The 10,868-nt window shown below is 51.7% G+C and carries 10 protein-coding genes; 3 read left to right on the top strand and 7 right to left on the bottom strand.

The features are described from left to right. Positions 1 to 27: 27 nt before the first annotated feature. From EJQ19_RS01065 to EJQ19_RS01090, 6 genes are all read right to left on the bottom strand, one after another. Complete coding sequence (locus EJQ19_RS01065) at positions 28 to 3,156, bottom strand: fibronectin type III domain-containing protein (protein ID WP_126139362.1); 3,129 nt, start codon at positions 3,154 to 3,156, stop codon at positions 28 to 30. A gap of 389 nt (positions 3,157 to 3,545) precedes the next feature. Next, positions 3,546 to 4,256, bottom strand: coding sequence for an SDR family oxidoreductase (locus EJQ19_RS01070; protein WP_126139363.1), 711 nt, complete (start codon positions 4,254 to 4,256; stop codon positions 3,546 to 3,548). Between the two features lie 25 nt (positions 4,257 to 4,281). Further along, positions 4,282 to 4,842, bottom strand: a complete 561-nt coding sequence (locus tag EJQ19_RS01075; protein ID WP_126139364.1) for an NAD(P)H-dependent oxidoreductase — start codon at positions 4,840 to 4,842, stop codon at positions 4,282 to 4,284. Between the two features lie 73 nt (positions 4,843 to 4,915). Continuing rightward, complete coding sequence (locus EJQ19_RS01080; protein ID WP_126139365.1) at positions 4,916 to 5,494, bottom strand: TetR/AcrR family transcriptional regulator; 579 nt, start codon at positions 5,492 to 5,494, stop codon at positions 4,916 to 4,918. A 77-nt stretch (positions 5,495 to 5,571) separates the two neighbouring features. Further along, complete coding sequence (locus tag EJQ19_RS01085; RefSeq protein ID WP_126139366.1) at positions 5,572 to 5,991, bottom strand: hypothetical protein; 420 nt, start codon at positions 5,989 to 5,991, stop codon at positions 5,572 to 5,574. A gap of 127 nt (positions 5,992 to 6,118) precedes the next feature. Next, the gene (locus tag EJQ19_RS01090; protein WP_126139367.1) at positions 6,119 to 6,694 is read right to left on the bottom strand and encodes a TetR family transcriptional regulator; all 576 of its coding nucleotides are present in this window, start codon (positions 6,692 to 6,694) and stop codon (positions 6,119 to 6,121) included. A gap of 132 nt (positions 6,695 to 6,826) precedes the next feature. On the opposite strand from EJQ19_RS01090, the gene EJQ19_RS01095 reads away from it, so the two are divergent. Together EJQ19_RS01095 and EJQ19_RS01100 are read left to right on the top strand one after the other, a co-directional pair. Next, positions 6,827 to 7,669, top strand: coding sequence for an SDR family oxidoreductase (locus EJQ19_RS01095; RefSeq protein WP_126139368.1), 843 nt, complete (start codon positions 6,827 to 6,829; stop codon positions 7,667 to 7,669). A gap of 144 nt (positions 7,670 to 7,813) precedes the next feature. Next, entirely contained in the window at positions 7,814 to 9,199 is a 1,386-nt protein-coding gene (locus EJQ19_RS01100; protein ID WP_126139369.1) for an FAD-dependent oxidoreductase, read from the top strand. Positions 9,200 to 9,307: 108 nt separating this feature from the next. Here the strand turns inward: EJQ19_RS01100 and EJQ19_RS01105 are convergent, their stop codons facing one another. Next, positions 9,308 to 10,330, bottom strand: a complete 1,023-nt coding sequence (locus EJQ19_RS01105) for a zinc-binding alcohol dehydrogenase family protein (RefSeq protein WP_206438344.1) — start codon at positions 10,328 to 10,330, stop codon at positions 9,308 to 9,310. Positions 10,331 to 10,466: 136 nt separating this feature from the next. Here EJQ19_RS01105 and EJQ19_RS01110 point away from each other — a divergent pair, with 136 nt between their 5' ends. Beyond that, the gene (locus tag EJQ19_RS01110; protein WP_126139370.1) at positions 10,467 to 10,844 is read left to right on the top strand and encodes a winged helix-turn-helix transcriptional regulator; all 378 of its coding nucleotides are present in this window, start codon (positions 10,467 to 10,469) and stop codon (positions 10,842 to 10,844) included. Positions 10,845 to 10,868 lie beyond the last annotated feature (24 nt).

Below are 10,868 nucleotides of genomic sequence, written 5' to 3' on the forward strand. Positions count from 1 at the left end.
TTATTTTGTAAGGTGGCTACATGTCCCCTACGGAATAGCCCGCACGTAAACATCGTCAAAATAGGCTTGTGCAATATGCGTGTATACGCCGATTTTTCCCTGCGAGAATGTACTGTCGGTGGCGCTGATCTTGAGCGTCCCATTCACATAAGCCTTCAGTGAACTCCCGTTTACCTCCAGCTTGAACAGATGCTGAACGCCTGTGCTTAACGTAAGCGGCACAGAGGCAAGCGTACTATCTGAATCGTTGACAAGCTTCCTTAGCGTAAGCTGATGGAGGTTGTCATCGTAGTAGACATAATAGAAATTTTTGTTGTCCATGAGTCTGGCAATCAGCCCCATCCGTCCGTAGATACTGCTCCAGCTATTGGCTTTCACTTTCGCCTCGACGCTGTAATTTTGCCAGGATGTACTCCCGGCTGAGGCTTTGGAGCCGCCGTAGCCGAGATTGTCGGCAAAATAAACGTTCGAACCTCCGTCTGGCACAATACTAAAGAGGCCGTAATGAACTGTCCACGCGCTGTTTCCACCTTCAAAACCATCATAAAAGATGATATCCGAAGTCGTAACCGAAGCCGTGCTGCTCACAGCCGAAACGTTCCCGGATGGGTCGAAGGCCTTGATCGCATAATTGTAGGTCGTATTCGCAGATACTGCCAGGTCCGTGTACTTGGTCACGTTTCCGTTCAATGACGCGATTTCCGTGCCATTGCGGTAAATCTTGTACCCCGCCACGCCGACGTCGTCCGTCGATTTGTCCCAAGATACATTTACCTGCGTGGAGAAAGGAGAAACGGTCGCTACATTTGTCGGAACGGTTGGCGCGCTCACATCGGTGCCAATGAGCGGCGCGTACACCAACTCGAAGCCGTAGCCTTTGTCGGTCTCGAGCGGAATCGTCATCGTATCGCCGAGCACGCTGATCGGAATCTCCTGCAATCTTACACCATTCATGGCAAGCTTGTAGGCCTTATAGGCGCTTGGCGTTTTGGTTGTTGTCAGCTTTACTTCGGCTGTGCCGTACTTCGCCAGCGTCGGTAAGGTTCCGCGATAATACGTGGTTACACCGCCGCTTACCGTTTCTTCATGCTCACCCGTTGCTGCCGCGTCCGTCGTATAAATCATCAGCATTCTATCGCTCTCATCCAGCGGCTGATCATCCAGGGACGCAACCGACAACGTGCCTTTCGGCAGATTCGCCTCCATCGTGACCGGGCCAAGCTCATAGCTGTTGTTGTTCATCGTTCCTGCAGCCGCCACTACGTAAGGGGTGTTAATCAAATACGTGTTCAAGTTCAGGTCAAAGAGCAGCTCGCCTGTATCGGAAACCAGTTTATTATTATTCAAGTTCGCCAGCATACTGGTTTTGAGGCCGGTATCATCGATAGCGTTAATAAACGTTTCTGCTACTTGCTTCATCGTCATGCTGTTCGTTATCGTAATCTTGTTGGCAGCGGGAATATCGCCGGCGGCAATCTGCGCGTCGGTGAGGTCCGGCGTAATTTTATAGATCGCATACGGCTCTCCCGGCTTATCCGCATAAACCGTTACCGTCTTGAACAGATGCGGGATGTACATGCGATTCTGTTCAGGAGATTCATTCTCTGTTGAGGAGCTGTGCGTCTTTACATAGGTTTGGTCCCGCACGATCACGAATTTGGCATCCGCCGGCGTCAGATGCGCTTGTCGAAAGACGAGTGCGCCCTGATATTCAGACATCGTAGCGATCACATCGGTCAAGGCGTCAAAGGAAGTCGTTCCTCCCTGCAGCGTCTCGTTAACGGCTTCTTTGACACGGCTGACATAATCAAATCGATTCAGCATATCCCATCCCTGGTAAGCCCCGGCCGCCGCCGTCATTAAGCCAATATCGTCACGGCCTTTGTTCGGAAACTCGTGATTCCATTCGGTTAAAGCAAAAGGCTTGTTATACAGCTGCCCCAGAGCAAGACCGGGAACATAATTTTTGAAAATAAACGAGCCGTACTGCGGCACATAATTCGCGCTTGATTCAGGGGCGAAGATCATACTGTAACGTGGATGTGTCAATGGATTGTAAGTGAACGATGCATTTCTTCCATCGACAATCCCATTATACAGATGCGTTTCATGAATATCGGCCTGCGTCCGCCAATAATTCGCCAAGGCATCATTGATATAATTGATGCCGCCAATCGGTGCTTTAACGCCAATGGTATCCTTCAAGTACGACTTCATGGCACCGTAAGTAGCAAACTGCTTCTCGGTAAAGTACTCGGCGAGATCGTTCTTCATACTTGTCGGCGCGCCCCAGAAATTATTTGGAAACGTAGTAATTGCCGGACGTCCTTTGCCAGCCAAAAACGCGTTAAAGTCATTGCGCATCCAGGCATTCCAATTTGGGTTGGAATAATCGCCATTGTAGAGGATGACTTCATTCATGGGGGACACGCCCATAATTTGCGGCTCATCCTTTAAGGCATAGCCTGTATATGGATTTACATGATTAAACAGCTGGTACGCAAAAGATTGCCAGATGGCTTGCCCGTCCGGAAGTAGCGTAGCCAAGAACCTCGATGCGGTTGAGCCATACACCGTTTTGCCAATACTCGGCACATCTTCAAAATTCGCAAAGGCCAAGATGTCCATATCGATATAAACGCCGCGCGCCTTCAGCAGCGCATTGAAATAATCGAAATTGTCCAGCTTGGTTGGATTCAGGGTCACCGTTGTGGACGTGAGGGGCTGCATAAGTCCCTTGGCCCAGCTATAATTCTGATCAACGGACGAATAGCGCACCACGTTGTAGCCCATCGCTGCAATCCGGTCGGCCATGACGACCATTTCCGCTCTCGTCGGGTCGACGAGATAACTGCCATTCAGATTCCCGCCATAGAACTTTGCTTTCGTTTTGACCCCGTCTTGTTCAAAATAATAATCGCCGTACACGTCGATGTGCACCGAGCCCTTTGCACCCGCAGGCTCCGTATTTAAAATCGACAAATCCATGGCACTGCCCGGGGCCACCGCCAACGTCGTATCAATCGGCCGCCAATTGCTGTCCGCCACAATAGGCGCTGCCTCGGCTGGCGTAGGGATGCTCGCGATCCCTGCAAGCGGCAGCAGCAAGGCGGCCAACATAAGTCCCGCAAGCTTTGACATCCACTTTTTTCTCATCTTCATTCCTCCTGCTTTCGTTTAGTCCATGCGTTTTGAAAGCGCTTTTAAAAATGCACTGCCGGTGTTGATCTCGGCATCCCCCCTCACATTCAGTGCTCCCTGGCTGTCTGTAAAACACGGTGCCAGCCTACTATAAGGGATTGCCCACGCATCCAACAATGATCGGATGTCTTGCGGGCTTGCGATTTTGTAAGCTGGCGTGTCTATGTTGGAAAATTCTCAAGTCATCATTAACCGACATGTATTCACTTCAATGAAAAAGAAACCAATTTAGATTTTTGGGATCTAAATTGGTTTCAAGTATCGAATCGAAACAGCTGATCATTCGTAAATATCCACTCAGGTGTTGAACCAGGAGAACTGTAAGATATCGTTATTCCTCTTTACTACCAAGGAAGCATGCTGTCCAAGTAGAAGAATCCCCCCGTCGGGCCCTCGTCCGGAACGAGCGCCAGCCTCACCGCCGTCTTCGCTCCTTCTTCCGGTGTCAACTCCGCCTTATTTCCGCCCATGCGGGTCTTGACCAGTCCCGGATGCACCGAGTTGACCTTCAGGTTAGTCCCTTTCGCCTTTTGCGACCAATAGGCGGTTAGCATGTTCAACGCTGCCTTGGAAGCCGAATACGCGGGGGTGGATATCCGCTGGGCAAGTTCGTTGTTCAAAAGGAAGTGGATCGAACCGAGCGCGCTGCTCTGGTTGACGATACGACCCGCTTCGCTCTTAAGCAGAAGCGGCAGGAGAGCTTCGGTAAGGTAAAAAGGAGCGAAGGCGTTCACTTCGAACGTCGCCCGGAACGCGTCGCCTTCATAATCACCGTTCTCCACCCAGATGCCTGCGTTGTTGACCAGAATATCCAGGCGGCCGTATTCGCTCTCGAGAAACCGGGCCGCTTGTTCGATATGCTTCGAATTTGTCACTTCCAGCTCCAATCCGATAGCCTGGATGCCCTCCTTCCTCAGTTCGTCTGCCGCCTCGTTCGCCGCGACTTGAGTGCGAGCAGTCACGAGGACCGTTATTCCATGCTGCCCTAGCTGCCGAGCGACTTCCAATCCGATTCCTTTGCTTGCTCCGGTTACCAATGCGATCTTGTTTGTCATAATAAATCTCCCTCTTCTGTCTGGCTTACTTATTGATGGTGACAAGTCCCGGCGTTTGAAAATGACGCACACTCTCCAAATGACTGATGTAAGCAGCCGTGCTCTCGGAGATCTGCTCGTCGGTCGCATGGTTTGCATCGTGGTGCGCGAACGGGGGCAAGTAGCGGGCGCTTACGTAGTTGGCGAGCGCCTCCACCGGCTTCGCGATGTCGCGGATCGTGAATAAGTTGTACCCGCCTGGCTGGTAGGAAGCGGCGGTGCCGGACGTCGAGATGGCGATGCCGATCTCCTTGCCCTTGAGATGGTCGCCGCCGGGGCCGAACGCCCAGCCGAATTCTAGCACCTCGTCCATCCATATCTTTAGGAGCGGCGGCGTGCTGTACCAATAGAGCGGATATTGGAAAATAATCCGGTCATGGCCATCCAACAAAGCTTGCTCTCGAGCAACGTCAATGCGATGGTCGGGATACTCCTCATAGAGAACGTGGACGGTCAAGTTCGGCAGCCTCCTTAGAGCTTCAGTCCAGGTCCGGTTAATCCGGGATTGCGGAAGATTGGGATGCGCTACGATTATCAATGTTTTCATGAGATAATAACTCCTTTATCCGTTATTTGGGAACGATCGTTCTAGTTTATTCAAAAAAAGAAGAGATTCTCTTTTATCTCTTCAAAATATCCAGCGACAAGTCAGCAATCCGGTGGAGCTTCTCCTTCGACGCCGACGTACGGGCCATAACCCGGACGCCCGACAAGGCGTTATGAAGGTATTCGGCCAGCTCCTTCGCTTCGAATCGCTTGGAGAATTGGCCTTCGCGCTGTCCTTGTTCCACGAGATCAGTCAGCAATTGCTCCGACTTGGCGAAACCGTACGAGGTCTTCTCGTCTACGGATTGGTCCCGGTTCGCCAGCTCGACCGCCGAATTCACGAGCATGCAACCGGCAGGCGTGTCTTCCTCGCCTTCGATGACTAAGTTGAAGACAAGCCTTATCGCCTCTTCAGCCGTGGAGGCTTGCTTGATGCTAGCCTCCCAGCGGGCAGCCATTCGTTCCCCGAATCGATCCATCGCCTTAAGAAACAAAGTATGCTTGTCGGTAAAGGTATCGTACAGGCTTCTCCGGTGAATCCCCATCTTCTCGACCAGGTCGTTCAACGAAGTCTTCTCGTAGCCTTGCTCCCAGAACAATCTCATGGCCCTCTCCAGGACGACGTTCTCTTCGAATTCCTTGCTTCTAGCCATTTGCTTTTCCCTCCCTTGGCCATCTTATCAAATCGGGAACGATCAGTAAAGAATGGAGACGGTAAGGAAATCCTGCTTCAGCCGATCACTTGCAGCTTCGGCGAAGAAGCGGAGAGCCAGTTCACGGCTTCGTCCCAATCGGAGAAGTTCTCCTGAAGGTAAGGCAGGGTTCCCAGTCCTTCTACGGTTCGATTGATGCTGAGCTTCGCGACAACGCTGCGAGGCTGTACCAACGCAATCTGCCTTAGCCCGCTCTCGTATGCTTTCTTGACGAAGATCTCGCCAATCCACGCCTTATCCTCCGCCTTGATCGCAGCTCCGTTGCGCGTATCCATGAGAACCTTGCTACCCTTCTTCTTATGCAGCAGTTCGGCTCCCTTCATCAGGATCGTCTGGAATTCCTCTCCGTATGCGAAGCCGTTCCATTCCATCATTACACTCTGCAGTTCGTCGTTCCAAGCAACAACGCCATGCTTCGTTTCAAAGAATCCTTCCATGTTATCCTCTCCATTTCCCATTTTATTGATTCACCTTTTGGGAACGATCGTTCTCTATGGAACAAAGAATAACATATTGGGAACGATAAGTANNTACTTATCGTTCCCAATATTAAGTCCCCAGCGCCTATGCTTCGATACCGGCGTATACGATTAATCCAACGGCCTTTGCGATTCCGTCCCTCAAGGCTTGAACATTATTTAAGCTCGCCGAGTCGAATGCCAAGCCGAAGGGGTTGGCTATTGTCCAAGAAGTAGCAAGCGTCATAATCGTCGTCAGAATAAAGGACGGAGGGAAGGCCTTCCCGATCAGACCCGAATTTTGTGCTTCCGTTATGGATATTACTTTCATGCTATGCGCGTCGTCCCGCTCGCTTAGACCTTCCGCATGCTGTTCGATATTGGACCATGCCAATAAGCGCATCAATTCAGGATTGTTCACTGCAAAGTCAAAAACGCGAACCGCAAATCCGGGCAAGTCCTCGGGAGTAAAGTCAATCTCTTTATAAACGCGCGTAAGTTGCTTCTGCAGTATCGTGTTAAATAAAGTTTGCTTATTTTTGAAATAAATATAAATCATGTTTTTATTGATGCCAGCATTCTCGGCTATTCGATCTACACGAGCCCCTTGGATCCCGAAGGCGGAGAATTCGGCCATAGCTGCTTCCAGAATACGTTCTCGAGTCGCTTCCGCATTACGCATAAGTATCTTTCCTTTCATAACGCATAACAATAGGTTACAGTATATCATTTGACAAAAGGGTTAGATAGTTTTATTGTATTAACTAACCAGTCAGTTAGTTCTGGTTCAAATTATCGAAAGAAGGTTTCCTTAATGACTAAACGAACATGGCTAATCACAGGAGTAAGCAGCGGATTTGGTCGTCTCATGACAGAACAACTGCTGGAGCGCGGAGACCGCGTTGCGGGAACCGTTCGGAACATGGAAGTTATGGACGATCTTAAAAATAAATACGGAGATCTATTATGGCTAGCTCAGCTTGACGTAACGGATACGTCCGCTATTCGCCGAGTTGTGAATGACGCATTTCAAGAATTAGGCAAGATTGATGTCGTGGTAAATAACGCCGGCTACGGCTTATTCGGAGCTGCCGAGGAATTGACAGATGAACAAATCATCCATCAAATCGAAACGAACCTCATTGGCTCCATTCAAGTCGTTCGAGCCGTTCTTCCTAATTTGCGAGCCCAAGGTAACGGGCGGATTATTCAACTATCTACCGTAGGGGGTCAAGCCGCTTTCCCTGGAGGTTCTTTGTATCATGCGAGCAAATGGGGGATTGAGGGATTCATGGAATCGGTCATGCATGAGGTTGCTCCCTTTAACATTGGAGTTACGATCGTGGAGCCGGGCGGTGCTAGCACCAACTTTAGATATAAGAACTCCAAATTAGCTCCGAAGATAGAGGCTTATGAAGCCTCCCCGGCCATCTATGCGCGTCGCATGCTTGAAGAAGGAACGGCTACATCCATCGGCGACCCGGCGAAGATGGTCACCATTATGATTGACAGTGTCGCCCAAGATCCGGCACCCCGAAGAATCGCGCTTGGGAGCGATTCCTATACGACTATACACAAAGCTCTTACCGAGCGACTTGAATCATTAGAAGCACAAAAAGATCTAGCGTTTTCCACAGACTTTTCTCATGAGAAATAAAATCTTGAATGAAAACGGCAGCCTGTCACGGCTGCCGTTCTTTGCAAGCATTAAGTTATCCTTATCATGTAGGTGCTGGTATGGATTCGTCATATGAACTATACTTCCCATAACAAGACAAACCAAAGGAAGCTGGGGTTAACAATGAAGAACAGGAAAGAAAAAGTCGACGCGCTGATTATCGGTTTCGGCAAAGGGGGCAAGACGCTGGCTCCCTTCCTGGCCGACCAAGGGCTAAAGGTCATGGTTGTGGAGAAATCCTCTCTGATGTACGGCGGAACCTGCATTAACGTGGCTTGCATTCCGACGAAGACGCTGGCTCATCGAGCTCACTTGCTCTCGCAACAGGCAGGAATCGGCATAGAAGAAAAGAAGGCGAACTATGCCGGCGCGATAAAGGAGAAGGACGAGCTCGTCGCTTTCCTGCGTACCAAGAACTTCGATAACGTAAACGGTCATCCGGGAGCCACCGTACTGACGGGAACGGCTTCCTTCCTGTCCCCTCATGAAGTTCATGTGAAGACGCAGGAGGGATCCTGGATCGTGGAAGCGGATCGGATCTTTATCAATACGGGCGCCAAACCGGTTGTCCCTGACATCCCCGGCATGACAAGCAGTCTCGTCTATACGAGTGCCGGGTTGCTGGATCTTGCGAAGCTGCCCGCCCGCTTGGCGATTATCGGCGGAGGCTATATCGGCCTGGAATTTGCCTCGATCTACGCCGGCTTCGGTTCCGATGTGACGCTTATCGAGAGAGGTCCTCTTTTCATGCCCAAGGAGGATCGGGATATCGCTCAAGAAGTGCAGAAAGGGCTCGAGAAGAAAGGAATCCGCATTCGGCTGGGGACGCGAGTTAACCGGATCAAAGAGAGCGGGTCAACTGCAACTTTGTATCTGACTTCATCCGATGGCGAAGTGGAAGAGCTGAAGGCGGATGCGGTACTGGCGGCGACAGGCCGAATAGCCAACACCGAAGGCTTAAATCTCGAAGCTGCTGGCGTGGAAAGGGACGAGCAAGGCTTTATCCGAGTGGACGAGAGGCTGAGAACCAACGTTCCGAACATCTGGGCCGTCGGCGACGTCAACGGTGGCCCGCAATTCACCTATATTTCGCTCGATGATTACCGCATCCTTAAGGACCAGTTGTTCGGCCAGAGCCTGCGGACAACGAAGGACCGCAAGAACGTTCCGACCTCCGTTTTTATCGATCCGCCTCTATCCCACGTCGGTATGACAGAATCCGAGGCTATAAGCAAAGGCCATAAGGTGAAGGTGGCCAAGCTGCCCGCCGCGGCTTCGCCAAGAGCCCGTATGCTCAAACAAACAGACGGAATCCTAAAGGCCATCGTCGACGTGGAGACTGAAAGATTGCTAGGATTCACGATGTTCGCCGCGGATTCGAGCGAAGTCGTGAACATCGTGTCGATGTTCATGAATTCCGGACAACCGTATTCAGTTCTGCGCGACACCATCTTTACGCATCCGTCGATGGCCGAGACTTTGAACGATCTACTGAACGCGTTTCGTTAAACGATACCAAAATCGTAAATTGATTTTCAATAAAAGATGAACCGGCCTCTGACCTCATAAGCAGCGAAAAAATAAGCCCGTGCTCCGAATTGGAGAACAGGCTTTCTTTTAGTTTGCGATGACGATTTTGCCGATGGTGCTTCCCGTTTCGATAAGGGCGTGCGCCTCCTTCAACGTGGCGGCATTGATCGGGGAGAGTCTCTTCGTCACGGTCGTGCGAAGCTTTCCGGCGTCGACCCGGTCGGCTACCTCGTTCAGCAGCCGGTGCTGCTCGATCATGTCCGGGGTACCGAATCGGGATCGGGTGAACATCAGCTCCCAAGAGAAGGTCGCGCTCTTGTCCTTGAGCAGATTCAGGTTCAACGGCTCGGAGGTCTCCACGATGGAGCAGATCCGGCCTTGGGGAGCGATTGCCTCGGCCATTTGAGCCCAGTGAAGCTCCGTGCTGTTTAAGCAGAGAATGTAATCGACGGTATCGAAGCCGATCTGCCGAAGCTGAGGAACAAGCGGCTCGCGATGGCTGATCGTATGGGCCGCTCCAAGCTCTTTGACCCACCGGACGGTCTCGGGACGCGACGCCGTTCCGATGACAGTCAGGCCCGCCGCGGCGGCAAGCTGCGTCGCGATCGAGCCGACGCCTCCGGCGGCCCCGATGATCAGCAGGTTACGCCCCTCGTTGCCAGAGGCCTCGCGCGAGATGCCAAGCCGATCGAACAGGCTCTCCCATGCGGTGATCGTGGTGAGCGGAAGAGCGGCTGCTTCGGCGAAATCCAGCGATCTCGGTTTGCGCCCGACGATCCGCTCGTCGACCAGATGGAACTCGCTGTTGCCGCCGGGGCGGACGATGCTGCCCGCGTAGTACACTTCGTCGCCGGGCTCAAACAGCGTGGCGTCTTCGCCGGCCTCGACGACGATTCCCGCGACATCCCAGCCGAGCACGCGGGGCTCGGCTTCGACGCGCTCCTTGGGAGAACGGACTTTGACGTCGACGGGGTTGACGGAGATCGCTTGGACGCGAACGAGAAGGTCGCGGCCGCGGGCCGCGGGCTTCTCCACCTGCACATCCATCAAGCTGTCTTCGCGGTCGATCGGCAAGTAACGGGTAAGGCCTACGGCTTTCATTAAGGTCATGGAAATCTCTCCTTTGGGTTTCGTAATAGCGTGAAGTTCTACCGATGAGTTGATTATATGTGATATCATGAATATGCGTAAGTACCTACATTTTAGTGCTATACTATCAATTATTATAGTAAGGAGGATACTCCCAATGACTGAAGAGGAACACAAGAGTAAATACAGCGGCTGCGAGAAGGAAACCGAAGGCTGTCCGGTGGAATACACGTTGGAAATCATCGGTGGCAAGTGGAAAGGAATCGTGCTGTATCATTTGTTCGAGGGGACGAAGCGGTTTGGAGAATTGACGAAGCTTTGTTCGGGAGTCACGCAGAGGATGCTGACGCTGCAGCTTAGGGAGCTGGAGCAGCAAGGACTTGTCCACCGGGAGGTGTATCAACAGGTACCGCCGAAGGTAGAGTACTCGCTCACTGAGTACGGACGGACCCTGGAGCCGATCATCCTGTCTATGAAGGTATGGGGAGAGCGCCATAAGCGCAAAAATCCAGATATGTATGCAAGAGAAGTTTAAGGGCTGGAAAGCATGACAACACCA

Source organism: Paenibacillus whitsoniae (genome assembly GCF_003955665.1).
GTDB lineage: Bacteria > Bacillota > Bacilli > Paenibacillales > NBRC-103111 > Paenibacillus_E > Paenibacillus_E whitsoniae.

What these genes read in the sequence shown, in the direction of transcription:
- EJQ19_RS01065 (WP_126139362.1), bottom strand. Translation starts at nt 3,156, where the DNA reads ATGAGAAAAAAGTGGATGTCAAAGCTTGCGGGACTTATGTTGGCCGCC.
- EJQ19_RS01070 (WP_126139363.1), bottom strand. Translation starts at nt 4,256, where the DNA reads ATGACAAACAAGATCGCATTGGTAACCGGAGCAAGCAAAGGAATCGGA.
- EJQ19_RS01075 (WP_126139364.1), bottom strand. Translation starts at nt 4,842, where the DNA reads ATGAAAACATTGATAATCGTAGCGCATCCCAATCTTCCGCAATCCCGG.
- EJQ19_RS01080 (WP_126139365.1), bottom strand. Translation starts at nt 5,494, where the DNA reads ATGGCTAGAAGCAAGGAATTCGAAGAGAACGTCGTCCTGGAGAGGGCC.
- EJQ19_RS01085 (WP_126139366.1), bottom strand. Translation starts at nt 5,991, where the DNA reads ATGGAAGGATTCTTTGAAACGAAGCATGGCGTTGTTGCTTGGAACGAC.
- EJQ19_RS01090 (WP_126139367.1), bottom strand. Translation starts at nt 6,694, where the DNA reads ATGCGTAATGCGGAAGCGACTCGAGAACGTATTCTGGAAGCAGCTATG.
- EJQ19_RS01095 (WP_126139368.1), top strand. Translation starts at nt 6,827, where the DNA reads ATGACTAAACGAACATGGCTAATCACAGGAGTAAGCAGCGGATTTGGT.
- EJQ19_RS01100 (WP_126139369.1), top strand. Translation starts at nt 7,814, where the DNA reads ATGAAGAACAGGAAAGAAAAAGTCGACGCGCTGATTATCGGTTTCGGC.
- EJQ19_RS01105 (WP_206438344.1), bottom strand. Translation starts at nt 10,330, where the DNA reads ATGACCTTAATGAAAGCCGTAGGCCTTACCCGTTACTTGCCGATCGAC.
- EJQ19_RS01110 (WP_126139370.1), top strand. Translation starts at nt 10,467, where the DNA reads ATGACTGAAGAGGAACACAAGAGTAAATACAGCGGCTGCGAGAAGGAA.